Genomic DNA, 23,480 nt, shown 5'->3' with positions numbered 1-23,480 from the left:
CCGACCATCATCACCACGCTGAAATAGCTGGTAAATTTCCCTGAAAATTTGATCGATATATCTAGCAAGGCAAATGCCTTGTGAGAGCTGCGGAGCGCGTCGCTACCGGCTTTGCAGTAACCCGCCAAGAGAACCGTCGGCCTTGCCCGCGAGATGGACAAAGACGAAGTCGTGACGATGCGGCAGCTCGAGCGCTTGCGCGACATTCATGATCCCAAGCGGAATCCGCGACCCGTCCCTTTGAATTGATACCTCGACAAGCGGCTTGCATTCGTTCGTCATCACCGTTTCCTCCTTATGTCTGTCCACCACAGTCCTCACTCAAGCCGCTGAGCGCCATGGACAGGAACGGCGGCAACGTGAACTGCCAGTAGAGACGTTCCCAGAGCGACGCATCCGGATCCGCATCGAGCAGCGCTTCCAGTGGCATCGAGGGAAATGGCCGTATCTGCCCGGATACAGGCTGGCTTGCCGCGCCGTCGCGAAATGCCTGGGTGGTCATGGCGCATCCCCTTTCGTTTTATGAACGCAGCCTAGGACGGGGCCGGCGATCTCGAAATCCTATTGGGGTGTAGCTGCAACCATACCAAGGTATGTGGCATGTCCGCCCCGAGAGCTCCGGCGCCACGAATCAAAAAACCATCCCCGACCGGCAAGACCAGGGATGGTTGGCGTCGGGAAATCGCTTCAGCTTACGCGCCGCGGCGCGTGCTCTCGAACAGGAACCATGCGCGGCGTTCGCCTTCGTCGATCCAGTTTTCCAGGAGGCTCGTCGTCGCGACGTCGTTATGCTCGGATGTCAGCTCGTGCAGCTGGCGCATCAGGCCCACGAGCTGCTTGTTGTCGTCGCGCAGCTCGGCAAGCATGTCCTCCGGCGTCACGTAATCAGCATCGTTGTCGAGCAGCCGTTGCAGGCGCCCGATGTGGCCGATGGAGCGCAGTGTCGTGCCGCCGATCTTGCGGGCGCGCTCGGCGATGTCGTCGGTCATGGCGAAGATCTGCTCGCCCTGCTCGTCCAGCATCAGGTGATAGTCGCGAAAGTGCGGGCCGGACATGTGCCAGTGAAAATTCTTCGTCTTCATGTAGAGCACGAACACGTCGGCAAGCAGCGCCGTCAGCGCCGCCGCGATATCGGTCGTAGCGTTCGAAGAAAGATCGGTCGGGGTGGCGAGCGCTGCACGCTGGATCTTGGATGCGGGTTGATATGTCATGGTCGGTGTCTCCTGATGATGGGATGTGAATGGGGTGGGATCAGTGGATGGTCGAGGCTATCAGCGAGATCGGCAGGCGCGTCTCGTCGTGATCGACGGTGATCGCGATCCGCCGCGGCCGCTTCTCGTCGGGCAGCTGCGCCGGCGGGCTGGTTCCAGGTTGTTTGGCAGCTAGGGAGAATGGCTTCTTGAACGACGACATGGGATCGGCTCCAGTCCGGTGAATGTGGCTGAAGCTTAGGCTGCCTTCTTCGGTCGGCCTATTCTATGGTCGTCTAGTCGGACCAAACCTAAGTATAGTTATGGAGCGGATGGGAACGGGCTAGTTTCTTCTCGTGCCTCACGTCCCCTCCGTGAGGCGGTAGCGCCAGACGCTACATGTCTTCGATCCCGCCCCCGCATCGAAGACGCGGATCGCTCCCCCTCGATCCGCCAGAGACCGCCCCCTACCCCGGGGCGGTCTTTCCTTTTTTGGGTTACGCTTAGAAAACCACCCGGTGTGGATGCGTGAAGATCTCGAAATCCTCTCCGCGCGCAACGGCGATCATGGTGATCCCGGCCTCCTCGGCGGTGCGAATGGCATAGGCCGTCGGCGCCGAGATGGCGATCAGGATCGGGCTGCCGAGGAACCCGGCTTTCTGGATCATCTCGATCGAAAGCCGGCTGGTCACGACAACCGCACCGCTGCCACCCGAAACGCCCGAGCCGACGACGGCGCCGCAGAGCTTGTCCAGCGCGTTGTGCCGGCCGACATCCTCGCGCACTGCTAGAAGCCCGCTCCCCGGCACGAAAAACCCGGCGCCATGCACTGCGCGGGTCTTGTGGTTGAGCTGCTGGTGATCGCCGAGGCTCGCCACCGCGCGCGCGACATCATCCGGCGTGACCGTGAGATCGGAAGACAACACCGGCCGAACCGTGCGCACGGCCTGCTCTAGCGATTCGATGCCGCAGAGCCCGCAACCGACCGGCCCCATCATGTGCCGCCGGCGCGCGCGCAGCTTCTCCTCGACATCGTCGACAAGCGCGATCTGCACGTCGATGCCAACCTTGTCCTGAACGATCTCGATCGCCTCGATCTGCGAGACCGTGTCTATCAGCCCCTCGGTGAGGCTGAAGCCAACGGCAAAATCGACGAGATCATCCGGCGTCGCCATCATCACCGCATGCGAACTGCCACCGTAGGAAAAGGCGATCGCCACTTCCTCGGGAACGCTGCGTGCCGCGGGCGCTGCAACCCCACCCCGAAAGGCGATCGTCTGCACCGCTTCATGGCTCGCTCGGCTATCGACGAAACTGATATTCACTCTGCTCTTCCCTGAACAACGCGGCCTCCGGATAGTGGACCGCTCGACAGGCATTATAGGCCCGGACCGGCCGGTCTGTCCTCGTCAAAGAACGACAGCCTGCGGCCAGCACCAGCCGGGTCGGTTGCGAATACGGTCAATCGCTTGAAACAAAAGACAAAACCACCTTTTGCGTAAACGACACCTATGTATAGGTTAGAATGACGGCCGCGATCACTATCATGCGCGCCAAGGTAGATGGGGATCATATCATGAGTGCGGAGCGAGCCGGTGTGCTGTTCAATCAACGCGGCGGCGGGAGCCATCGCATCACCGTAGCGCTGATCGCGGCATTTCTGATGGTGGCCGTCTTCACGATCGACACCTTCACCGAGATCGAAGGCGCGATTGCCGTGCTTTATGTCATCGTTCTTCTGCTTTCTTCGGAAGTCCTGACCCGCATGGGGCTGCTGCTGGCGCTGGCCGGCTGCATCTTCCTGACGATCCTGTCCTATTTCCTGACCCACGGACCGGACCCCGATCTGCAAACCTTCATCCGCCTGGCCGTGTCCTTGGCAGCGCTGACCATCACCATGGCGCTACTTTTGCGAAACGACGCCTTTCGCGACGAGCTGATTGCGAGAAATGCCGAGATTCGTGAAAGCGAAGCCCGCTACCGCTCGATCTTCGACGGCGCCCGCGTGGCGCTCTGGGAGCGGGATTATTCGCAGCTGCGCACCCACCTGATGGGCTTGAAGGCGTCCGGCGTCTCCGATCTGGAAGAGCATGCCCGCCGACATCCCGAAGTGATCGATGATTGCATCGGCCTGCTGCGTACCGTTGCGGCGAATGAGGCAGCCCGGGAGCTTCTGGGCACCACCTCCGCAGGCAAGGTGAGCAATTCGATGGTCCATTTCATCGCGGCCGGAGATCAGACGTTTCTGCACGTGATGAATGCCATCTTCAACGGCCAGTCCTATTTCGAAGGAAAGGGCACGATCACGACCGACAGCGGCGAAATCAAGCAGGTGCTTTTGAGCATCAGTTTTCCCGAAGACATCGCCGCGTTCAACCGCGTGGTCGTCGGCATGGTCGACATCACCCAGCGCGAGATGACGGAAGCCGCTCTGGTGGAGGCGCGCGCCGAATTCGCCAAGGCATCGAAAGCCGCCACCATCGGCGCCCTCTCCGCTTCGCTCGCACATGAACTGAACCAGCCGCTCGGCGCCATCGCCGTCAACGCGCAGACGCTACTCCGCTGGCTGGATCGCGACCCGCCGGATCTCTCGGCGATCCGCCGTTCCGCCGAACGCATCATTCGAGACGGCCAGCGCGCCAGCGACATCATCCACAACACCCGCAACCTCCTCACCCAGCAGGAAAGCAAGGCCGAGTGGATCGACCTCGCGACGCTAATCGACGAAACCCACTCGCTGGTCGAGCACGACCTGAAACGCGACGGCATCACTGTCACCGTTCGCCCGGGCGCAGACGTGCCACGGGTCAAGAGCGTGCGTGTGGAAATCCAGCAGGTCATGATCAACCTCATGACCAACGCCATCCAGGCGATCAACGGCGCAAAATGCCCCGTTCGCGAGATCGTCGTCGAAATCCAGCCGGTCGATGGCATGGTCGGTGTGTCGGTGAAGGACAGCGGACCAGGGATCAGCCCAGAGGGGATGGAGAAGCTCTTCACCCCCTTCTACACCACCAAGGCCGAGGGGCTCGGAATGGGCTTGTCGATCTGCCGCAGCACGCTGGAAAGCCGGGGCGGCAAGCTCGACGGCTTCAATCATCCCGATGGCGGCGCAGTGTTCAAGATGACCTTGCCGATCGAGGATCCGCATCTGTGACCGGTTGTGCGCTTGGCCAACGCTCGGCGCAGGTGAGCAACCTAGACCCATGTATGATACCGTTTCGCAGCGTCGGGGCGCATATTGGCAAAAACAAGCAAGCATTCCCGAGTCCGGAATAGCCAAGTCCGGCAATACCACGTCAAGGTCACCCCCACTTGCCCCAAATTTCCACCATCGCCATCGTCGACGACGACCAAGCCATCCGGGAGGCGCTCGACGATCTCGTCCTGTCCTGCGGCTACCGGAGCCTGCTGTTCGCAAACGCCGAAGAGTTTCTGGCATACCAAGATCGCGCCGCGATCGACTGCATGCTCCTCGACGTCTCCATGCCCGGACTAAGCGGCATCGAACTGCAGGCCGAACTGAACAAGGCGCCACCTAGGCCGCCGATCATCTTCATGACGTCCTATCGCGACGAGCGAACCCGGTCGGCAGCACTCGACGGCGGCGCCTTTGCCGTTCTCGGCAAGCCTGTCGATATCAAGCATCTACTCGCCTGTCTTGAATCGGCACTTCAACAACGGAACTGACCGAGGCGGCAGCGCCATGCGCGCCCGCAAACGCAAAACGCCAGGTCTTTCGACCTGGCGTCATGAAGAAGTGGCTCTCGTTCAAGCCGCGGAAGATTGCCGCTTCGGCAGCTTCCAGCCTGGACGGACGAAGTGGCAGGTATAGCCATTCGGAATCCGTTCCAGATAGTCCTGATGTTCCGGCTCGGCCTCCCAGAAATCGCTGACCGGGGCGAGCTCGGTCACCACCTTGCCCGGCCACAGGCCGGATGCGTCGACATCGGCGATCGTGTCTTCGGCAACGCGCTTCTGCTCGTCATTGGCGTAGTAGATGGCCGAACGGTAGCTGGGGCCGAGATCGTTGCCCTGGCGATTGGGCGTCGACGGATCGTGGATCTGGAAGAAGAATTCCAGAATGTCGCGATAGCTGGTCTTGGCGGGATCGAAGAGGATTTCGATCGCCTCGGCGTGATTGCCGTGATTACGATAGGTCGCATTGGCGACCTCGCCGCCGGTGTAGCCCACGCGCGTGGTCTCGACACCCGGCATACGCCTGATCAGATCCTGCATCCCCCAGAAACAACCGCCTGCAAGCACTGCGCGTTCGATAGTCATCGAATATCTCCATTCCCTGAGGTTCATTACGGAATTTTCGTCGGGCGGCAGTCCTGATGTTTCCGCCCATCCTGCCTGAGCCGCCTGCAAGGCAACTCGCCGCGTACCCTACAGATAGGGATTCGACGTCACCTTTGCCAGTCCAACATGATCGGCGCGCTCATATCAGCAACGGGACAATCAGCGAGCGCTGATGAGAGACAGTGTCCAACCAATTGATTTTACTTTGACGGCTCCAGCCTCTAGGGAAGCATCATTGGCTGCGTGGCGCAGGCTCGATACCCCAACGTGATGTGTATCACGTTACGGGAACCGCAGGCGCGCCATATCCCTCATATCCAACAAGCAATTTAGAAAAGCGAGATCACAATGACCGACGAACCAATTGTAAGAGACAGCAACGGCGCCGAGCTTAACGACGGCGATTCCGTCACGCTCATCAAGGACCTGAAGGTCAAGGGCACATCGGAAACCATCAAGCGAGGAACGCTGGTGAAGAACATCCGCCTCAACGGAAACCCCGGTGAAGTGGAATGCAACACCAAGCAGGTCAAAGGCCTGGTACTGAAGACGGAGTTCCTCAAAAAGGCGTAGGCAGCAGTGATATGTGTGCCGGATCGCAACGTTTGATGCAGATCAAGGTGACAACCTATCGCGGCGCTATTGTAGCCACATGAGCTTCTTGCACGTCGCTCATAACCGTACAACTTGGCTCGTCCTGGCGATACCGCGGGACGAGCCTTTTTTATGCGCGAAAGGAAGAAGCGGGAGCCGACCCGAGGCTACTTGTACTTGGTGATCGTCGGGCTGGTGACGCGGTCGCCCGCCTTGAGGCCGAGCTTGACTGCAGCACCCGCATTGAGCTCGATCACGTATTTCACCGGGCTCACCGAATCGATGATATCGCGGGAATACGGCACCGCATTCTGCTTGACGCCGCGAACGATACCCGCCCGATCGACGAACAGCATGTCGAGCGGCAGAACGGTGTTTTCCATCCACATCTGCACCCGCTTCGACGCGCCGAAGTCGAAGATCATGCCCGCGTCGGCGGACATGTCCTGACGGTACATCAGCCCGCGCTGCCGCTGCTCGTTGGTATCGGCAATCTCAACGGTAAAGTTGTACTTCTGTCCTGCCGTCGTCTCGATGACCAGCGGCTCCTTGTCGAACTTGACGACGGACTGGGCGAACGCCGGCAGCGCCAGCATGAAAAAAAGCGCCAAAAAGGCGCTTCTGATCCGGTGCGAAACCATGTTCATCAGTGCGCCCGGCTCACAGGGGTCGGCGCATCCGGATGGATTTCGGCGGCCATCAGACCCTTGTCGCCATCACCGAAGCGAACGAGCACAACCTGGCCGGGACGAAGCTCGGTAAGTCCGAAGCGACGCAGCGTCTCCATATGCACGAAAATATCCTCGGTTCCCTCGCCGCGCGTCAGGAAGCCGAAACCCTTGGTGCGGTTGAACCACTTGACCAGCGCGCGTTCCAGACCGCTCGTCGCCGTGACCTGCACATGCGTGCGCACCGGCGGCAGCTGCGACGGATGAACCGCCGTCGACTGGTCCATGGAGAGAATCTTGAATGCCTGATACCCACGATCTCGGCGCTGAATGAGCGCGACGATACGCGTGCCTTCGAGGATGGTCTGATAACCGTCGCGGCGCAGGCAGGTCACGTGCAGAAGAACGTCCTGCATACCATTGTCAGGCACGATGAAACCGAAGCCTTTCGCGACGTCGAACCACTTCACGACACCGGTGATTTCGATGAGGTCAACCGCATCGCCCGCGAGTTGTTCGAGGTCAGTGAATTCCGTCGATGAAATCCTGTCAGCCATTTCGCCAGCCCCTCAATACGCGTCACACTGTTACGGTTAACTGATTCTTGAGATCAAGATTAACATGTTGGTAACGGATTAGCGCAAGCCCTACTTTTCGTTTATTCGCAGCCGCCAATCTTACCCCCTAGTCTTGCCTGAACCTGACGTTCCGCCGCATAAGGGGCGCGCCAGCATTTAAAGAGGAAACAGAATGCGTTATCTCCACACCATGGTCCGCGTGAAGGATCTCGATGCATCGCTCCATTTCTACGTGACCCTGTTCGGGCTCGAAGAAACCCGCCGCATCGAAAATGAAAAGGGTCGCTTCACCCTCGTGTTCCTGGCAGCCCCCGGCGACAAGGCCGAAGCAACAGCCAAGGGCGCTCCCTGCCTGGAACTGACCTACAACTGGGACCCCGAGGATTACACCGGCGGCCGCAACTTCGGCCACCTCGCCTATGAGGTCGACGACATTTACGCGACCTGCCAGAAGCTGATGGACAATGGCATCACCATCAACCGCCCGCCGCGCGATGGACACATGGCCTTCGTGCGCTCGCCTGACGGCATCTCGATCGAAATTCTGCAGAAGGGCGGCAGCCTCGAAGCGGCCGAACCATGGGCTTCGATGGGCAACACCGGCGCCTGGTAAGCCGAGGCTTTTGCGAGGCTTGCGGCTTTTTCGATTTCCGGCCACTGCGTCCGGATCGTCCTTGCCGCACAACTTTGCTGCGGGCACTCTCCGGATGACTCGAGGGGAAACGTGCGTTTTGCACACCCCTCGCCTTCATTTTGGAGAATGCTCGCTTGCTCGCTGTTGAAAAGCGCACGCCCATCAAGGCGGCACTTCTGATCGCCGCCTCCGCCTTGGCGCTGTCGGGCTGCGTGTCCGACAAGCCCGCCGTCGACGCGCTCACATCCGCAGCCGCCGAACCCGCGCCCGCCCAAGATCAGCAGACGGCCGCAAACGCTGCCCCGACAGCGGCTGGCGCCCAACAGGCCGGCTACCGCGACCCCAGGATGACCAACGTCTCCGGGATAGCCAATGCTCCCGGCGCGCAAGCCGCCAATCTGGCACAAGCGCCGGGCCAGCCTGCATCGGCAACGCCGGAAGCGATGGCCCCCGCCAATATCGGCGGCCTAGCCATGCAATCGACCGGCATCAACGCCCAGGCGATGAGCATCTTCTCCGTCAAGCCGAAGATCCAGAACAACCCGACCTCGACCACACTGCAGCCATCGACAGGCGTCGGCGCAACGCGCTCCAGCGTCTATTCGAGCCAGCTGCCGGTCGAGGAGGCACCACAGCAGCAAACACTGCAGCCGCAGCAATCGTCGCAGAACACCAGCACTAGGGTCGATCCGGTCCAGACCGCCTCGCTGGCGACAAGCTCCCTTCCCGGCCAGAGCATGAACGCGCTCTACGCCGCGCCGAAGCAGAACCTCCTCACCAGCCTCTCCGGCCTCATCAAGAAGGCATCACTCCCCGGCATGACCCGCGTCGCGCCGAACGGATTGCATCTGCAGAACGACAAGGTCGAGGTCGGCTGCTTCAAGCCGAACCTTCTGAAGGTGATCAAGGCGGTCGAGACCCATTTCGGCAAGCCTGTGGTCGTCACATCGGGCTACCGCGATCCCGAACACAACCGCATGGTCGGCGGCGCCGAGGAATCGATGCACATGAGCTGCGACGCGGCCGACATCCAGATCGACGGCGTCTCCAAATGGGATATCGCCAGCTATATCAGGTCGCTGCCCGACCGCGGCGGCGTCGGCACCTATTGCCACACCGATTCCATCCATCTCGACACCGGCCGCAACCGCGACTGGAACTGGGGCTGCGGCGGCCGACAGCCATCCGCTACCGTGGCGCGCGCGCTCTGATATCAAGCTCATACCACTCACCGCCGTCCGCTGTCTCCCCGACAACGGGCGGCGTTCGCGTTTAGACGTTTGATTTCAAGGCAATACGCGCGTTTTTCCACACGCCGGCATTTCTTGTCATTTTTTTGCAAAAAATCGCTTCTTGCCGCTTGCGGGAATCCAAGTGCCTGATTATAAGGGCGCCACCACGAAGGAAGCGCCCTTCGTCTATCGGTTAGGACACCAGATTTTCATTCTGGGAAGAGGGGTTCGACTCCCCTAGGGCGTGCCATCGTGGTTGATTTCATTACATTTTCTTGACGCTCGTCCGAGTAATGCCGCGATGATCTTGCGCGCCCGGCGATGACGCCATTCGGCGCACTGACGTCACCATATCTCAGATGCGCGGCTTGGGAGCCGGTTCACGATCGGAATCACCGGAGTTTGGCTCTCCCTTGGGCTCGATCAAGAGAACCTTGACTTCGTTCTTGGCTCGGGGGCGATGAACAATCCCCTTGGGCACAACGAATAACTCGCCGGCCTTGATCGTGTGAGGCGACTCGCCTTCGATATCCATCTCCATTTCGCCTTCCAGGACGTAGAAAAAATCATCCGTCGCGTCATGCTTGTGAAAAGGGTATTTGCCGATGAACTTGACGACCATCACGTCATTTTCGTTGTAGTCGGCGATGACGTGCGGATCCCAGTGACTTGAAAACTGGCCCAGCTTCTCATCGAGATTGACTGTCTGCATCTGCATTTCCTCATTCCATTTCCGTCATTTGTCCGCGATCGAGACGATGATCTCTTCGCGACGTCTGCCGCGGATGACACGGGAATGGAAGCCGGGTCTTGAACGATTGTGCAAACTTAGGCGCAATATCTACGTGTGGCGTGAAGCGACCAGAAGCCGCCCCCCCACTCAAACCCCGCTGATCAACTCGATCTTCGACCCATCGCTGAACCGCGACAGCCGGAACGCCTTGGGATCGACGATCGGCGCCCTGCCTGTCACGATATCGGCCATCAGCCGCCCGGCGGCCGGCGCGATGCCGAAGCCGTGGCCGGAAAAGCCGGTCGCGATGTGGAAGCCGGGAATGGTCTCGACGTTGGAGATGACGGGCACCGCGTCAGGCGTCACGTCGATATAGCCCGCCCAGCGCTGCGCGATCTCGGCCTTCTCGAAGATGGGAAACGCGGCCTTCAGCTCGGCCAGCGCTTTGTCCTGCTTGCGCTTGGAGGGAATGGGATCGAGCACCCTGTTATATTCGAAGGGGCTCGCCTCATCGAGCGACCACTGGCGCGGGATGCGGGCTTCGTCGAGAAAGCGCAGGCCGAGCCTGAAGGAGAGCGCCTTCCATTCGGAGCGTAGCGCCGGCAGAAAATCCATGGCATGGCGAAACGACGCCGGCACGATGTCGACGATATTGTCGTAGCCCGACGCCACCGTATATCCGCCGTCCTGGCGCTTGCGGATGGCGAAGTCGTTGGCCCAGATCGTCTGCTCCGGCCCGCCTTCGAGCGGCTTGGTCCTCAGAACGCTGTTCATCACCTTCAGCTGCGGAAGATCGATCCCGAAGCGGCCCGAAAACAGGCTGGACCATGCCCCACCGGCGAGCACCACGGCCTGGCAGGCGATCGGCCCGCGTTCCGTCACCACGCCACAGACCGCGCCCGCAGCCAGCTCGATCCCGCGCACCGCGCATGCGGTGAGGATCGCGGCGCCCTTGTCGCGCGCGGCTTCGGCAATCGCGGGTGCCGCCTTCTGCGGCTCGGCGCGGCCGTCTGCGGGCGTATAGAGCGCGCCGGCCATGGGCAGCTTCGAGCCGGGAAAGAGATCGCCGAACTCGCGGGCGCTCAGCATCCTCGTGTCAATCTGATAATCCTGGAGATTGGCGCGCCAGCGGTCGTGATCCGACAGCTCCTTCTCGTTGGCGCAGGTAAAGATGATGCCGGCGCGCTTGAAGCCGGTATCGCGGCCCGTACGGGCGTCGAGATTGTCCCATATGCGCAGCGCCTCGGCCATCAGCGGCACCTCGCGCGGATCGCGCATCGAGATGCGCACCCAGCCCCAGTTGCGGCTGGACTGCTCTTGCCCTATCCCGCCCTTCTCGCACAACACGACCTTCAGCCCACGCTCGGCGAGCTCCAGCGCCGTCGAGCACCCGACGATCCCGCCGCCGATCACCACGACATCGCAGGCATCGGGAAGCGTTTCATCGCCATGAACGGGAACGACATAGGGACCGGGCATAAGGGGATATCTCGCAGATGGTGGTTATCTTGCGAGATGGTCTAGCGCCGGCGGCACGCGCTAGAAACAGCAAAACCGCCACAAGCGCGAATTTGCCGCGGATAAGAATAACTTGCGACGATCGCGGGGCCGAACAACGCCCGCCGCGACCACCAAAAGCAATCGGCTACTTCAATGGAAACGCAAACACGTCGACCGGTTCGCCAAGTCCGCGCAGCGGAAACGCCCCCAGGCTGTCCATCTCGTCTTCCTGGCCGGCCATCTCCACGAACGCACGGGACAGAAGCACCGGCCGCTTGATCTCCTTCGTCAGGCTTTCTAGCCGCGAAGCAACATTCACCGCCGGGCCGATCACGGTAAAATCGAGCCGCCGGCGCGATCCGATATTCCCGTACATCACCTCTCCGACGTGCACGCCGATCCCATAGCGAAGAACCTCGCGGCCCTTGCGCTTGTTCTCGGCGTTGAGCTCGACCATCGACGCCTCGGCGGTCTTAATCGCCTGCAACAGATTTTCGCAGGCTTCAGGGTTGCTGAGCGGGAAGATCGCCAGCATGCCGTCGCCCATGAACTTCAAAATTTCGCCGCCATGCTTCTCGATCGGCTCCGACATCGCGTCGAAATAGCCGTTGAGGAGCTCGATCACGTCGTCGCGCGGCCAGTGGTCGGAAATCGTCGTGAAATCGCGAAGATCGCAGATCAGGATCGCGGCTTCTACCGTGGCGCCGCTGCCGCGCGTCGTGGCGCCGGCCAGGATCTGCTCGCTGGCATGCGGACCGACATAGGTCTGCAACAGCGTGCGCGCCATGATGTTCTTCAGCCGGATTTCGGTTACCAGCGTCAGCGCCGGCAGCAGGTCCTTCAGATAATTGACATGCTCTTCCAGAAACCCGCCGGGACGATCGCTGGCGAAGGTCACGATGTGCCGCTTGCCCAGCGTATGCTCCATCGGCCAGGCAATGTACTCCGTCACGCCCTCGCGCTTCAGGTCGTCGTAGAATTCGGCATGCCCGTCGCCGGGGCGCAGCGCCTCGATAGCCTTGCGCACCTCTGTCGCACCACTGAAGATCTCGTTGACGGGGCTTCGCAGGAACTCAGGCGTGGTTTCGATGCCGTAGTCGAAGGTGGTGATCTTCGCCTCGGTCATCCCGGTCTTCCAGAGAATGCGCGCGCCCAGCCATTGCGGATGATGCGTCCTGAAATGCATCGTGGCGCGGCTCACGGGAATGCCCTCGTCGCGCAGCCGGTCGCAGAGCTGGACTAGAAGATTGTCGATATAGCGCTCGTTGCGTGTCTCGTTGACCAGCCAGTCCAGACTGGCCGTTCTCTGCCTCGGCCACTGGCCAACGCTCAGCTCTGAAGGCTGTGGAGCCGGGTTTGATTGGAATTGCATCGCCCTACACTCCGCGAGATCCCGCGGCCTTCTCAACATCAAAACAAAAAATCATTCCTACGCCAGCTAAATGGGGTGGCCGGTCGTGGAATGGAATGCCTTATCGGCAACAGCTAACGGAAAACGTTTCGGTCGGCCCGGCGTTTGGGACAACCAACGTTCTGATCAACCAAGCAGACGCCGCGTTTGCTCGATCGTTTGCGCGCTTGCCTGTGTCGGTCGGTACTCCAGCCCCAGAGCGCCGCGATAGCCCTGAGCTACCAGCCAGTCGGCGCGCGCCTTCAGGTCGACCGAGCCGCTCCCCGGCTCGTTGCGGCCGGGATGATCGGCGATATGGACATGGAAGACCTTGTCGATATCGCCGCCGATCACGGTGGCGGTATCCTCGCCCATGACGGCGGAGTGGTAGATGTCGTAGATGATCCCGATCTCCGGCCTGCCCGTCTCCTTGACGATATCGAGCCCTTCCCGCGTCGAACCGAGAAAATAGCCGACATGGTCGATCAGCGTGTTCAAAGGCTCGACGCCGAGCCGAACGCCGCTGTCCGCAAGCACCTCGCCGGCCCGGCTCAGCGTTTCGGTCAGCGCCGCCCGCTGCTCCTCGCGGGATTTGCCGGCGAGATCGTCGCCGGCCTGCGCGATCAGCGTCCTGGCCCCAAGCCGCCGCGCGACCTCGATCGTCCGCTTCAGCCCCTCGAGAAACGCCGCCTGGTTGGCGCGGTCCGTGAGTGGGATCATCGGTTCGGCCACGAAACTTGCAAGCTCGATGCCGGTCTCGTTCAAGGCCCATTCGATGCTGCCGATATCCTTGTTGGTCCACCGCCAGAACTCGACGGCCTCGACACCGTGGCGGTGCGCCAGCTTGATACGATCGGCAAAGGTCTCGGCTTCATCGGCAAAAAGCCATTCGATACAGGCAGAAAGCTTCATGACATCTCACTTCGTTTCAGCAAGGCAGACGGTGCGATCCAGACAATTTCCAAGGACTGTAAGCGCGCCGCACCATCCGCGCCAGCATTAGACTCAGCATCGCTACATTACAAACCACCGCGATAGTTTTCATGCAAAATACACGCATCATGTTTATTTTTGATTGTGTCGGCGAAATCCCAAACTAGGATATTGCCAGCGCCGATCTGCGCATACCCACCTGGAGACACCAATGCAGCTCGCGCCGCAGCACCGAATCTATGTCTGTTTCTTTCTTTTCGCCGTATCGATGGGCGCCCTGCTTGCCCGCATGCCGGACCTGCAGCTGGCGCTCGGCGTCGATCGCTCAGAACTGGGCCTGACGCTGATCGGCGCGGCCGTGGGAGCGCTGACGGCGCTGACCTTCGCCTCCCCCATCATCGAGCGCCTGGGCGCCCGCACGACGGCCTTCATCACCGTGCTCGGCACATCGGCGCTGATCGCAACCGTGCCGTGGATGGCAAGCGCCCCCCTCGTGTTCTGCATCCTTATTCTAGAGGGATTGCTGGCCGGCTCGCTGGAAATCAACCTCAATGTCGAGATCGACCGCATCGAGGCGCAGCTCGGTCGCGGCGTTATGAACCGGGCCCACGGCTTCTGGAGCCTCGGCTTCTTCCTGACAGCACTTGCCGCATCGGGGATCCGCCAGGCAGGCGTGCCGATGCATATCCATCTTGGTGTCACCTTCGCCTTCGTGCTCATCGTCGGCACCTGGGTCATCTCGGGCATGCGCAATGCGCCCGCGCGCGTCACACACCACGAGGAGGCGAAAGCACCGTTGATCGCGCTGCCGACGGCAGCCCTGCTGCCGCTCTGCGGCATCGGCATCGCCGCCTTCCTGATCGAGGGCGCCGGCATCGACTGGTCGGCGATCTACATGCGCGACGTCTTCAATTCCGAACCCTTCATCGGCGGACTGGGCCTCACTTCGTTCACCTTCTTCATGGCCGCCGCCCGCCTGCTGGTCGACCCGCAGGTCGATCGCTTTGGCGCACGCGCCGTGGCGACCGTTCTGCTGGTGCTGGCAGCGGCCGGCGTCATCGCCGTCTGGGCGGCACCGCATCCCTTCGTGGCATTGCTCGGCTTCGGCCTCATGGGTGCCGGCTGCAGCGCCGTCTATCCCCTCAGCGTCTCGGCCGCCGCGCAGCGCACCGATCGCCCGTCCCACGTCAACGTCGCGGCCGTGGCGCAGATGTCCTTCGTGGTGTTCTTCCTGGCGCCGCCACTGCTCGGCTTTATTGCCGACCATGCCGGCATGCGCATCGCCTACCTCATCTGCCTGCCGCTGATCATCTACGCGCTGCTGTCGATCAAGTCGCTGCCCACCCGCAGACGCGCCGACCAGCCGACCGATGCGAGCGCCGGAAGCGCGGCCTAAATAACGACGGCAAACTCGGAAAATGAATTTTCGCGACCGCCGATGGCGTTCGCGAGGGCACCGCGAATCGCTGAGCCGGCAAATCATGCACTGCGAAAAAATCCCGATTCGAATCGGTCCGGAACAGGCTTCTCAGCATCGCCAGAGATCGCGTGACCGTTGTGATTCGCGCGGTTGAATGAAGATCAAAAAACGTCGGTTAAAGTGCAGGCCCCGCCTTCCCGGCGGCACTCGCCGAAGCGAGTGTTGCATCTGCAATACTTTGATTTCTTTGAAAGAATGGTGGGTGATGTAGGGCTCGAACCTACGACCCGCTGATTAAGAGTCAGCTGCTCTACCAACTGAGCTAATCACCCGTCCGCGCTGTGTTGCGTGGTGTGAGAGGGCGTATAAACAGGATCGTTCGGCTTGTCTAGCGCCCTTCCGAAAATTCTTTCAACAAACGCGATTTTTTTGTGCGTTGCCGAAATCCAATGAAATCAAAGGTCCAGCGTACCGGTCGCAAGCCGCACCGCCTGGCCGCCGATCCGGGCGTTCGAAATCGCCCCACCCTCGATATCCATATGCAGGTGGATAAACGACGGGCGCCCCATCTCCACGCCCTGCTCTATCATGACGTCGTGATGACCGTCCGGCAGACGGTCGAAATGATGGATAGCGCCTGACAGTGCCGCTGCAGCCGATCCCGTCGCCGGATCCTCGACGATCCCCATCCCACTCGCAAACATCCGCGTATGGAATTTCGCGACGTGGTTCACGCCACCGCGACAATAAATGTAGGCGGAAGCCAGCGCCCCATCGACGAAGGGCACGGTCGCCTCCCAGAGCTGCGGATCGAAATCCAGCCGCTCGGCCACGCCGATATCGCGCACCGGCACCAAGAGGAACGGCACGCCGGCCGTCCACAGCGACGGAACGTGATTCTCGAAGCCGATCTCGCTCGTCTTCAGCGACAGCGCCTTGCCGATACCGATTCTATCGAGCGGCATGGTGATCTGCTGCGATTTGCGCGGCAGGTCGAATTCCGCGAAGCTCGCCTCGCCCTCGTTCAGCCGCACCGCGCAGCGCACCGGGCCGACGTTTTCTTCCAGCACAGAGACAAGATCGATGGTCGCGCCGCCATGGATGCGTTCCGCGAGCGCGATCGCGGTTCCAACCGTCGGATGCCCGGCGAAGGGAAGTTCCCGGCCCGGCGTGAAAATGCGGATCTTGGCGACATGGGCGGGATTGCCGGATGCCTGCACGAAGACCGTTTCGGAAAGGTTCAGTTCCTTGGCGATGGATTGCATCGCCTCATCGCTCAGATCGTCGCCATCGAAGATGACCGCCAGCGGGTTGCCCGTCAGCTTGCGATTGGTGAATACGTCATAGACGCTGTAGCTGCGCGCCACATCGGCCTCCTTGTATCGATCCTCGTGTCGCCAACCTGCCCGACCGCATGAGCGAGCGCAAGGCGTTAGGTGAGCGAAGACTTATGGAAGTACCAGTCGATGACGGGCAGCATCGCGAAGTTATAGGAATAGGCCTCCGGATCGGCCGAGCGAATGGCAACCGCGCCCGCGATTTCCTTGTCGTCGGCGACCAGCATGTGGGCGTGAATCCTCTCGACGATCTCATCAGCCGTGAGCTCGAATCGGAACATCCTGAGCACGGTGACCGTGCGCCGATGATAGGTCGCGAAATATCCGTCGCCGGCCTGAGCATCACGCAGATCGAACCCGGTCTCTTCCAGCACCTCGCGGCGCATGTTGTGTTCCAGGTCGCAGCGCCCGTCGAACGTATCCTCAGGTTCCAGCGAACCCGCCGCGAAATAGACCTGCCCGGGATTGGCCGTATGCGCCCCCATGCGGATCGCCACCAGCGCCCCATCGCTGCTTTCGATGACGGGATAGGCGAAGAGATGGATACCGCCCTGCCGCTCCGGCTGCCGGCGCCAATACATGAAGGTGGAGAAGGGAATCATGTGCCCCTCGCCCGCAAGGCCGTCGCTCGTCAGCGAAAGCCGCTTCTGGAAAATCATCCGGCCATCGAAAAGATGCGAATTGGCGGCCGTCTCGCTGACCCAGTTCTCGGCGATCGCCTCACGGTTGGCGCTGTAGAACGGATGGTCGCCCGCTAGAACCCTGAGATCGACGCCCGCGATCGGAAACACTGTGCGCGGCTCCGGCCAGCCGGCGAAATCCTCAGAAAAATCCATCTCAAATCCATTCATTTCAAATCGAGTTCCATCACGACAGGGCAATGATCCGACGCCTTCGGCCGGTCCCAGCCGGTGCGGGGATAGCGCTCGACCTCCTGCCCCGGCGGAAACACCGTGCGGAAAGGCTGGCCGTTGCGAATAATCTCCGGCAGGCGCCCGGCATTGGTTTTAGCCAGCGCCGGCGACAGCCAGATGTAATCAAGCTGGCACAGCCACTGCTCCTCCGGCCCGCGCGCATGGTAGAGCGTCCAGCGGTCGAGGGGATCGCGGCGGCGCACGACATTCTCCGCGAAGCCGTCGCGGCTGAGTTCGTCGAGCGCACTCTCGCTCTCGTCCTCATGTTTGAACGAATAGCCCGTCCGCCGCCGCCCGATCACGTCGACGCGCTCTTGGTAGTCGTTCATGTCGCCGCAGATGACGAAGCGCTTGCCGTCGGTGTTACCGGCTCCGAATCGATTCTCGATGATCCCCCGCACCGCCTTCGCCTCGGCCCGGCGAACCGGCATAGTGTAGCGCCGACCATCAACGCCCTCGCGCGGCCCACCCATCGACTTGAAGTGCACGACATAGAGCGTCACCGGCACGCCGCCGATCCTGAGATCGAGCTCCAGGCAGTCACGCTTGAAAATCTTGTCGTCGAGATGCGCGTGCTCCGCGAGCTCGTCGTTGAACAGATCAAGATCGCGATAAGTGGTCATCGCATGGCTCTTGATCTCGACCAGCTCGATCTTCTGCCCGTCGCGGGTTTCCTCGCGCATCAAGACGGCGACGTCGATGCCGCGGCTGTCATTGCCCTCGACCAGATATTTCTGCCGGTAGCCGTTGCCGACCATGCGGAAGAGATAGCCGTATTCGAAGGCCTGCAGCGCCTCCATGTTGTCGATCTCCTGCAGGCAGAGGATATCGGCATCCGCGTCGGCAATCGCCAGCGCCGTCATCTGCCTTGTATCGTCGGTGGACGCGATTACCCGCGCCTGCTCCAGCTGCTGGTAGACGCCCTCGCTGTGGACCTCGAAGAGCTTGATCACCCGGTCTTGGCGCAGCTGGTTTCGAAATCCGGTGAAGTCGAACCGCGTCATGAGGTTTTCGACGTTGAAGGTGGCAATGCGTAAAGACATCAGGCACTTCCGGTTGGCTTTGCGCCAACACTAGAGAGCAAATGCCGCTTCGGAAAGCCCGCTTCGCCGATCATAGTCGCCAGGCGCCGCGCACGATGGCCCGGACCTCATCGCCGATAGCTAGCTTCGACCGGCTGAAAGCCCTGAGAATCTGCCCATCCGCAAGCCTCAGCCGGGCGGCATATCGCTCGCCCTCGTAGAGCACGGATTCGACCGTCGCCGCGATCCCCTCGCCGCCGAGAACGACATCTTCCTGTCGCACCAGAATATCCGACCGCGAGGCCGAAACACCCTCGCCCGCAAACAGCGGCAGAACCGCCGCCCAATCCAGTTGCCTAACGTCACCATCGGGAGACTTCAGCGAAACGATAGCCCCACGGCCTATCAACCCGCCAACGACGCGCCCTTCGGGACGCGCATAAATCTCATCCGGCGGCGCCACCTGCAGCAGCTGCCCTTCCGACATCACGGCGACATCGGTCGCCAGCGCCATCGCCTCGCTCTGATCGTGCGTGACATAGACCATCGTCGCGCCGGAGCGCTGGTGGAACTCGCGAAACGTCTCCTCCATCTCCTGCTTCAGATGCCGGTCGAGATTGGCGAGCGGCTCGTCGAGAAGCACCACGTCGGGCGACGTGACGAGGCAGCGTGCCAGAGCCACACGCTGCCGCTGTCCGCCCGAGAGATCGGCCGGCCGCCGCTCCGCATAGGCTTCGAGCCTGACAGTCGAGAGCGCCTCGCCGACCTTCTTGCGATAGGCCTCGCCCGAGATCCCGCGCACCTTCAAGGGATAGCCGACATTGTCGGCAACGCTCATATGCGGCCAGAGCGCATAGGACTGGAACACCATCGCCATGTTGCGCTTTTCCGGCGGCAGCGATTGCGAAGCGTCGGCGAGCAGCCGCTCGCCGAGATGGATCGACCCATCGGTCGGCGTCTCGAAACCGGCGATCATGCGCAGCACCGTCGTCTTGCCGCAGCCGGACGGCCCGAGCAGCGCCAGGAAGCCGCCCTCGCGCACGTCGATCGAGAGGTTTGAGACGGCGGCACGACCGGTACCGAAATCCTTGGCGACGCGATTGAGGATCAGTTTCGCCACGGCACAACTCCCTTCGGCAGCCGCTTTGCCATCAGTTCCAGAAGCAGCATCATGAAAACGACCATGAGAACGACGAGCACCGACAGCGCCGAAGCGAGATCGGAGCTGCCGCTGTCATCGAGATTGTAAATCGCGACGCCGAGCGTCTGCGTACCCGCCGACCAGAGCAGCGCCGAGATGGTGAGCTCGTTGCAGGCGATCAGGAAGACGAGGATCACCGAGGCACCGGCCGCCGGCGCGATCAGCGGCACGATGATATCCTTCAGCCTCCGGAAGAACCCCGCCCCCGACAGCCGCGCCGCCTCCTCCAGCGCCGGATCGAGCTGGTGGAAGGCGCTGACCACGGGCTTGAGGCTGACCGCGAAGAAGCTCGAGAGATAGGCGATCAGGATGATCCACACCGTGCCGTAGATCGTCACGTTGATCAGCGGGATCGGTGCCGCGAAGACCAGAATGAACGACACCGCGACGACGATCCCCGGCAGCGAATACGGGATCTCGATGACACTGGCGACGACGCGCCCGAGCATGTCCCTGCGCCGCGTCAGCGCATAGGCAGTGAGCACAGTCAGCACAAGGAGACATATCGCAGTCCCCGCCGCCAGCGACAACGAATTGACGAAGGCCGTCCGCGTCACCGCCTGCTTGAACAGGATCTCGGAGAAGGCATGGAACGTCATCGTCTTGAAGGTCAAGGGCACGCCATAGGCCGGCACAAGGGCGCCGGCGAGCAGCGCGAAGAAGGGTGCGGCCAGCATGAAGAAGATGACAATCCAGAGCACCGGCGCAAACAAGAGCTTCCAGTATCCGAGCTCGAAGGTGGCGGTCGCGCCGGAAAGACCGAGCACGCGATAGTCGCGCCCGCGCAGCGCCCGGTCCTGAATGGCGAGCCCCGCCACCGAGATGATCGCGATGATCGCCGAGAGTAGCGCCACGTCGCCGAAGGTGCGGCTGGTGAAGGCCGAGAACTTGGTGAAGATCAGCGTCGGCAGCGTATAGATCGAGGCCGGGATGCCGAGAATGGCGGGAATGCCGAAATTGCCGGTGCAGGACACGAAGGAGATCGCCGCGCCCGCGATAATACCAGGCAGCGACAGCGGCAGGATGATGTCGCGAAACACCCGGAAACTGGATGCACCCGAAAGACGCGCCGCCTCGACCCCGTCACGCGGCAGCGACATCAGGCTCGCCCGCAGCGCCAGATAGACCAGCGGCGCATGCTGCACGCCGTAAAGCAGCGCAATGCCGCCGATCGAATAGAGCGGCTGCGGCGAGCCCAGCGGCGGCGCGATATGCAACGCCTTCAGAAGCGGGCTCGACGGCCCCGACATCTGCACCCAGGCAAGTGCCGTCACCTGCGGCGGGATCATCATAGGCAGCACGAAGAGAAAGCTGATGAACCCCTTGGCCCTGATATCGGTAAGCGTCAGCAGGAAGGCGAAGGCGCAGCCGATCGCGAGCGAGATGATGGTGCCCAGGACGGCGGTGACGAGCGTGTAATAGGTCGCCGACCAGAGCGCCGGATCGGACAGAACCGCGATCGCGCCGCCATTGGCGAGCGCGGCAACACCCGTCATCGCCAGCCGCGCAAGCGGCAGAACGCTGAGGACGAGAACGATCAGAACGATAAAAGGAAACAGCCAGACGGGCTGGCTGTTTCCGGGACGCACATATCCGTACATCGAAATGAGATCAGTTCGAGCCGTAGATGCCCGAGAAGGTCTTCAGGTCGGCATCAGTGTTCTTCAGCGCGGCGGCGGCGTTGATCGGCAGTACCTTGATCGTGTCACGTGCCGGGAAGCCTTCTGGAAGCTTCATGCCGTTGCGAGCAGGGATATAGCCGAGCTTGACGAAGCCTTCCTGGCCCTTTTCGGAGAGCACGTAATCGACGAACTTCTTGGCCGCGTCGGCGTTCTTGGCGCTGGCGAGGATACCGACCGGCTCGGTTACGGCCGAAACACCTTCCGTCGGGAAGACGAACTCAATCGGCGCGCCCTTGGCCTTTTCGCGGATCGGCATGTAGTCGACGATCATGCCATAGGCCTTCTCGCCCGAAGCGACGGCCTTGAGGATGCCGCCGTTACCACCGGCAGCGGTGGCGCCGTTTGCGGCCAGATCCTTGTAGAAGTCCCAGCCCAAGCCATCGACGCCGGCAAGTGTCTGCGCGTGGATGAGTGCGGCACCTGAGGTCAGCGGGCTCGGCATGGTGACGAGGCCCTTGGCTTCCGGCTTCGTCAGGTCCTTCCAGCTCGTCGGCTTCAGCGAGGCCGACGTGTTGTAGATGATGCCCGTCGTGATCAGCTTGGTCGAATAGTAGTAGCCGTCGGCATCGAACAGCGAGGCGTCGTAGTTGGCGGCCTCAGGCGACTTGTACGCCATCAGCTTGCCGGCTTCCTTGAGGCGCTCGAGCGTGACGGTGTCGGCAATCAGGAGAACGTCGGCAACCGGATTGCCGGCCTCGATCTCGGCCTGCAGCTTGGCCATGATCTTCGGCGTGCCGTCGCGCACCCAGTCGACCTTGATATCGGGGTTGGCGGCCATGAAGCCATCGACGGTTGCCTGCGCATCCTCGTTCGGCTGGCTGGTGTAGAGCACCAGGTTTTCGGCGGATGCCGGGATGGCGAACAGGCTTGCAGCGAGAAGGGCTGCGGCGGAAACGATGGTCTTCATGGATAATGCCCTCGGTGATGGAAGGCCCGTTCATTAGACAGCTGGATTAACACGATTGTGACAGTTGGCATTTGCCAATCACGGGCCGTCCGCCCCTTGACCCCATCACCTCACCCCTATCTTCTAGCCCGCGTTTTGATTTTCGATTTCAGGACAGGAGGAAGTCTTATGGAATATCGTCAATTGGGCCGTTCGGGCCTCAGGGTTTCGACGCTCACCATGGGCACCATGACCTTCGGCGGCAAGGGCTGGGCAAAGACCGTGGGCGACCTCGGCGTTTCCGAGGCCCGCCGTCTGGTCGACATGTGCATCGACGCCGGCGTCAACCTGATCGATACGGCAGACGTCTATTCGGCGGGTGCATCCGAGGAGATCATCGGCGAGATTCTCGGCGGCGTCAGGAAGAACGGCACGCTGATCGCCACCAAGGCGCGATTCCCGATGGGCGAAGGCCCGAACGACGCCGGCAATTCGCGCTACCACCTGATCAGCGCCTGCGAAGCCAGCCTCAAGCGCATGAAGACCGATGTCATCGACCTCTACCAGGTGCACGAATGGGACGGCCAGACGCCGCTAGAGGAAACGCTGGAGGCGCTGGATACGCTCGTGAAGCAGGGCAAGGTCCGCTACGTCGGATGCTCCAACTTCTCCGGCTGGCACATCATGAAGGCGCTGGGGATCAGCGAGCGCGAACACCGCGAGCGCTTTGTCAGCCAGCAGATCCACTACACGCTGGAAGCACGCGACGCCGAATTCGAGTTGCTGCCGATCAGCCTCGACCAGGGGCTGGGCGTGCTGGTCTGGAGCCCGCTCGCCGGCGGTCTTCTGTCGGGCAAGCACCGCCGCAACCAGGCGGCACCCGAGGGCACCCGCCAGTTCGCCGGCTGGACCGAACCGCCGATCCGCGACGAGGACCGCCTGTGGAATATCGTGGAAACGCTGGTGTCGATCGCCGAAAGCCGCAACGTCTCGGCGGCCCAGGTGGCACTCGCCTGGCTCCTTGGTCGCCAGGCGGTGACGTCGGTGATTATCGGCGGGCGCACGGAGGCGCAGTTCAAGGATAATCTGGCGGCGGCAGACCTGAAACTGTCGGCGGAAGAGCGCAAGCGGCTCGACGATGTCAGCCTGCCGCAGCTGCTCTATCCTTACTGGCACCAGCGCAATACCGCCAGCGACAGGCTTGGCGAGGCCGATCTATCCTTGCTCGGCCCGCACCTCAATCAATAAGACCGAAACGGTC

The 23,480-nt window shown here is 61.6% G+C and carries 25 protein-coding genes and 2 tRNA genes; 8 read left to right on the top strand and 19 right to left on the bottom strand.

Annotation, left to right across the window (positions count from 1 at the left end; genetic code table 11):
* Positions 1-102: 102 nt before the first annotated feature.
* The 5 genes from AC1DOG_RS02515 to fdhD all read right to left on the bottom strand — a co-directional run bounded on the left by AC1DOG_RS02515 (position 103) and on the right by fdhD (position 2,515).
* Positions 103-285, bottom strand: a complete 183-nt coding sequence (locus AC1DOG_RS02515) for a hypothetical protein (protein WP_477926686.1) — start codon at positions 283-285, stop codon at positions 103-105.
* A gap of 10 nt (positions 286-295) precedes the next feature.
* The gene (locus AC1DOG_RS02510; protein ID WP_477926685.1) at positions 296-502 is read right to left on the bottom strand and encodes a hypothetical protein; all 207 of its coding nucleotides are present in this window, start codon (positions 500-502) and stop codon (positions 296-298) included.
* Positions 503-692: 190 nt separating this feature from the next.
* A complete protein-coding gene (locus AC1DOG_RS02505) occupies positions 693-1,211 on the bottom strand; it encodes a Dps family protein (protein ID WP_289726715.1) in 519 nt (172 codons plus the stop codon).
* Positions 1,212-1,251: 40 nt separating this feature from the next.
* Positions 1,252-1,413: an SPRY domain-containing protein gene (locus AC1DOG_RS02500; RefSeq protein ID WP_162726938.1), complete on the bottom strand. Its 162-nt coding sequence runs from the start codon at positions 1,411-1,413 to the stop codon at positions 1,252-1,254.
* A gap of 280 nt (positions 1,414-1,693) precedes the next feature.
* Complete coding sequence (gene fdhD / locus AC1DOG_RS02495; RefSeq protein WP_477926684.1) at positions 1,694-2,515, bottom strand: formate dehydrogenase accessory sulfurtransferase FdhD; 822 nt, start codon at positions 2,513-2,515, stop codon at positions 1,694-1,696.
* Between the two features lie 251 nt (positions 2,516-2,766).
* On the opposite strand from fdhD, the gene AC1DOG_RS02490 reads away from it, so the two are divergent.
* Positions 2,767-4,347: a sensor histidine kinase gene (locus AC1DOG_RS02490; protein WP_477926683.1), complete on the top strand. Its 1,581-nt coding sequence runs from the start codon at positions 2,767-2,769 to the stop codon at positions 4,345-4,347.
* Between the two features lie 158 nt (positions 4,348-4,505).
* Positions 4,506-4,880 (top strand): response regulator transcription factor, encoded by a 375-nt coding sequence (locus tag AC1DOG_RS02485; protein WP_289726718.1) that lies wholly within the window; start codon positions 4,506-4,508, stop codon positions 4,878-4,880.
* Between the two features lie 81 nt (positions 4,881-4,961).
* Here the strand turns inward: AC1DOG_RS02485 and msrA are convergent, their stop codons facing one another.
* Positions 4,962-5,474, bottom strand: a complete 513-nt coding sequence (msrA, locus tag AC1DOG_RS02480) for a peptide-methionine (S)-S-oxide reductase MsrA (protein ID WP_018900361.1) — start codon at positions 5,472-5,474, stop codon at positions 4,962-4,964.
* A 369-nt stretch (positions 5,475-5,843) separates the two neighbouring features.
* On the opposite strand from msrA, the gene AC1DOG_RS02475 reads away from it, so the two are divergent.
* Complete coding sequence (locus tag AC1DOG_RS02475) at positions 5,844-6,068, top strand: alkylphosphonate utilization protein (RefSeq protein ID WP_018900360.1); 225 nt, start codon at positions 5,844-5,846, stop codon at positions 6,066-6,068.
* A 188-nt stretch (positions 6,069-6,256) separates the two neighbouring features.
* Here AC1DOG_RS02475 and AC1DOG_RS02470 read toward each other — a convergent pair whose 3' ends face one another.
* Together AC1DOG_RS02470 and AC1DOG_RS02465 are read right to left on the bottom strand one after the other, a co-directional pair.
* Positions 6,257-6,736 (bottom strand): DUF192 domain-containing protein, encoded by a 480-nt coding sequence (locus AC1DOG_RS02470; protein WP_477926682.1) that lies wholly within the window; start codon positions 6,734-6,736, stop codon positions 6,257-6,259.
* The gene (locus AC1DOG_RS02465) at positions 6,736-7,314 is read right to left on the bottom strand and encodes a cold-shock protein (protein ID WP_018900358.1); all 579 of its coding nucleotides are present in this window, start codon (positions 7,312-7,314) and stop codon (positions 6,736-6,738) included. Before AC1DOG_RS02465 ends, AC1DOG_RS02470 begins: the two co-directional genes overlap by 1 nt.
* A gap of 193 nt (positions 7,315-7,507) precedes the next feature.
* On the opposite strand from AC1DOG_RS02465, the gene AC1DOG_RS02460 reads away from it, so the two are divergent.
* From AC1DOG_RS02460 to AC1DOG_RS02450, 3 genes are all read left to right on the top strand, one after another.
* Entirely contained in the window at positions 7,508-7,948 is a 441-nt protein-coding gene (locus AC1DOG_RS02460) for a VOC family protein (protein ID WP_209190778.1), read from the top strand.
* 155 nt (positions 7,949-8,103) lie between these two features.
* A complete protein-coding gene (locus AC1DOG_RS02455; protein WP_477926681.1) occupies positions 8,104-9,180 on the top strand; it encodes a YcbK family protein in 1,077 nt (358 codons plus the stop codon).
* Positions 9,181-9,376: 196 nt separating this feature from the next.
* Positions 9,377-9,451, top strand: a tRNA-Glu gene (locus AC1DOG_RS02450).
* A 105-nt stretch (positions 9,452-9,556) separates the two neighbouring features.
* Here AC1DOG_RS02450 and AC1DOG_RS02445 read toward each other — a convergent pair.
* The 4 genes from AC1DOG_RS02445 to AC1DOG_RS02430 form a co-directional block, all read right to left on the bottom strand.
* Positions 9,557-9,913: a cupin domain-containing protein gene (locus AC1DOG_RS02445; protein WP_477926680.1), complete on the bottom strand. Its 357-nt coding sequence runs from the start codon at positions 9,911-9,913 to the stop codon at positions 9,557-9,559.
* 168 nt (positions 9,914-10,081) lie between these two features.
* Entirely contained in the window at positions 10,082-11,413 is a 1,332-nt protein-coding gene (locus AC1DOG_RS02440; RefSeq protein ID WP_477926679.1) for an NAD(P)/FAD-dependent oxidoreductase, read from the bottom strand.
* Positions 11,414-11,579: 166 nt separating this feature from the next.
* Positions 11,580-12,806, bottom strand: coding sequence for an adenylate/guanylate cyclase domain-containing protein (locus AC1DOG_RS02435; RefSeq protein ID WP_477926678.1), 1,227 nt, complete (start codon positions 12,804-12,806; stop codon positions 11,580-11,582).
* A 165-nt stretch (positions 12,807-12,971) separates the two neighbouring features.
* Positions 12,972-13,736, bottom strand: a complete 765-nt coding sequence (locus AC1DOG_RS02430) for a TIM barrel protein (RefSeq protein ID WP_477926677.1) — start codon at positions 13,734-13,736, stop codon at positions 12,972-12,974.
* A 232-nt stretch (positions 13,737-13,968) separates the two neighbouring features.
* Between AC1DOG_RS02430 and AC1DOG_RS02425 the strand changes: the two genes are divergently transcribed.
* Complete coding sequence (locus AC1DOG_RS02425) at positions 13,969-15,153, top strand: MFS transporter (protein ID WP_477926676.1); 1,185 nt, start codon at positions 13,969-13,971, stop codon at positions 15,151-15,153.
* Between the two features lie 280 nt (positions 15,154-15,433).
* Here the strand turns inward: AC1DOG_RS02425 and AC1DOG_RS02420 are convergent.
* The 7 genes from AC1DOG_RS02420 to AC1DOG_RS02390 form a co-directional block, all read right to left on the bottom strand.
* A tRNA-Lys gene (locus tag AC1DOG_RS02420) sits at positions 15,434-15,509 on the bottom strand.
* A 123-nt stretch (positions 15,510-15,632) separates the two neighbouring features.
* A complete protein-coding gene (locus AC1DOG_RS02415; RefSeq protein ID WP_477926675.1) occupies positions 15,633-16,544 on the bottom strand; it encodes a PhzF family phenazine biosynthesis protein in 912 nt (303 codons plus the stop codon).
* 65 nt (positions 16,545-16,609) lie between these two features.
* On the bottom strand, positions 16,610-17,350 hold the full coding sequence (locus AC1DOG_RS02410) for an NUDIX hydrolase (RefSeq protein ID WP_477926674.1): 741 nt from the start codon (positions 17,348-17,350) through the stop codon (positions 16,610-16,612).
* Between the two features lie 11 nt (positions 17,351-17,361).
* A complete protein-coding gene (locus tag AC1DOG_RS02405) occupies positions 17,362-18,471 on the bottom strand; it encodes an endonuclease/exonuclease/phosphatase family protein (protein WP_477926673.1) in 1,110 nt (369 codons plus the stop codon).
* 70 nt (positions 18,472-18,541) lie between these two features.
* The gene (locus AC1DOG_RS02400; RefSeq protein WP_477926672.1) at positions 18,542-19,570 is read right to left on the bottom strand and encodes an ABC transporter ATP-binding protein; all 1,029 of its coding nucleotides are present in this window, start codon (positions 19,568-19,570) and stop codon (positions 18,542-18,544) included.
* On the bottom strand, positions 19,558-21,252 hold the full coding sequence (locus tag AC1DOG_RS02395) for an ABC transporter permease (protein WP_477926671.1): 1,695 nt from the start codon (positions 21,250-21,252) through the stop codon (positions 19,558-19,560). The genes AC1DOG_RS02400 and AC1DOG_RS02395 overlap by 13 nt, the downstream gene beginning before the upstream one ends.
* A gap of 10 nt (positions 21,253-21,262) precedes the next feature.
* Entirely contained in the window at positions 21,263-22,240 is a 978-nt protein-coding gene (locus AC1DOG_RS02390) for an ABC transporter substrate-binding protein (RefSeq protein WP_477926670.1), read from the bottom strand.
* 168 nt (positions 22,241-22,408) lie between these two features.
* Here AC1DOG_RS02390 and AC1DOG_RS02385 point away from each other — a divergent pair, with 168 nt between their 5' ends.
* On the top strand, positions 22,409-23,467 hold the full coding sequence (locus AC1DOG_RS02385; protein ID WP_477926669.1) for an aldo/keto reductase: 1,059 nt from the start codon (positions 22,409-22,411) through the stop codon (positions 23,465-23,467).
* Positions 23,468-23,480 lie beyond the last annotated feature (13 nt).

The organism is Rhizobium sp. 01N48, assembly GCF_056399145.1.
Note: the sequence above shows the minus strand (reverse complement) of the source record. Positions and strands in the feature narration are given on the sequence as shown.

Bases quoted from the DNA above. Each gene is read 5' to 3' on its own strand.
- AC1DOG_RS02510 (WP_477926685.1), bottom strand. From the start codon at position 502: ATGACCACCCAGGCATTTCGCGACGGCGCGGCAAGCCAGCCTGTATCC.
- AC1DOG_RS02505 (WP_289726715.1), bottom strand. From the start codon at position 1,211: ATGACATATCAACCCGCATCCAAGATCCAGCGTGCAGCGCTCGCCACC.
- AC1DOG_RS02500 (WP_162726938.1), bottom strand. From the start codon at position 1,413: ATGTCGTCGTTCAAGAAGCCATTCTCCCTAGCTGCCAAACAACCTGGA.
- AC1DOG_RS02490 (WP_477926683.1), top strand. From the start codon at position 2,767: ATGAGTGCGGAGCGAGCCGGTGTGCTGTTCAATCAACGCGGCGGCGGG.
- msrA (WP_018900361.1), bottom strand. From the start codon at position 5,474: ATGACTATCGAACGCGCAGTGCTTGCAGGCGGTTGTTTCTGGGGGATG.
- AC1DOG_RS02475 (WP_018900360.1), top strand. From the start codon at position 5,844: ATGACCGACGAACCAATTGTAAGAGACAGCAACGGCGCCGAGCTTAAC.
- AC1DOG_RS02470 (WP_477926682.1), bottom strand. From the start codon at position 6,736: ATGAACATGGTTTCGCACCGGATCAGAAGCGCCTTTTTGGCGCTTTTT.
- AC1DOG_RS02465 (WP_018900358.1), bottom strand. From the start codon at position 7,314: ATGGCTGACAGGATTTCATCGACGGAATTCACTGACCTCGAACAACTC.
- AC1DOG_RS02460 (WP_209190778.1), top strand. From the start codon at position 7,508: ATGCGTTATCTCCACACCATGGTCCGCGTGAAGGATCTCGATGCATCG.
- AC1DOG_RS02445 (WP_477926680.1), bottom strand. From the start codon at position 9,913: ATGCAGACAGTCAATCTCGATGAGAAGCTGGGCCAGTTTTCAAGTCAC.
- AC1DOG_RS02440 (WP_477926679.1), bottom strand. From the start codon at position 11,413: ATGCCCGGTCCCTATGTCGTTCCCGTTCATGGCGATGAAACGCTTCCC.
- AC1DOG_RS02435 (WP_477926678.1), bottom strand. From the start codon at position 12,806: ATGCAATTCCAATCAAACCCGGCTCCACAGCCTTCAGAGCTGAGCGTT.
- AC1DOG_RS02430 (WP_477926677.1), bottom strand. From the start codon at position 13,736: ATGAAGCTTTCTGCCTGTATCGAATGGCTTTTTGCCGATGAAGCCGAG.
- AC1DOG_RS02425 (WP_477926676.1), top strand. From the start codon at position 13,969: ATGCAGCTCGCGCCGCAGCACCGAATCTATGTCTGTTTCTTTCTTTTC.
- AC1DOG_RS02410 (WP_477926674.1), bottom strand. From the start codon at position 17,350: ATGGATTTTTCTGAGGATTTCGCCGGCTGGCCGGAGCCGCGCACAGTG.
- AC1DOG_RS02405 (WP_477926673.1), bottom strand. From the start codon at position 18,471: ATGTCTTTACGCATTGCCACCTTCAACGTCGAAAACCTCATGACGCGG.
- AC1DOG_RS02395 (WP_477926671.1), bottom strand. From the start codon at position 21,252: ATGTACGGATATGTGCGTCCCGGAAACAGCCAGCCCGTCTGGCTGTTT.
- AC1DOG_RS02390 (WP_477926670.1), bottom strand. From the start codon at position 22,240: ATGAAGACCATCGTTTCCGCCGCAGCCCTTCTCGCTGCAAGCCTGTTC.
- AC1DOG_RS02385 (WP_477926669.1), top strand. From the start codon at position 22,409: ATGGAATATCGTCAATTGGGCCGTTCGGGCCTCAGGGTTTCGACGCTC.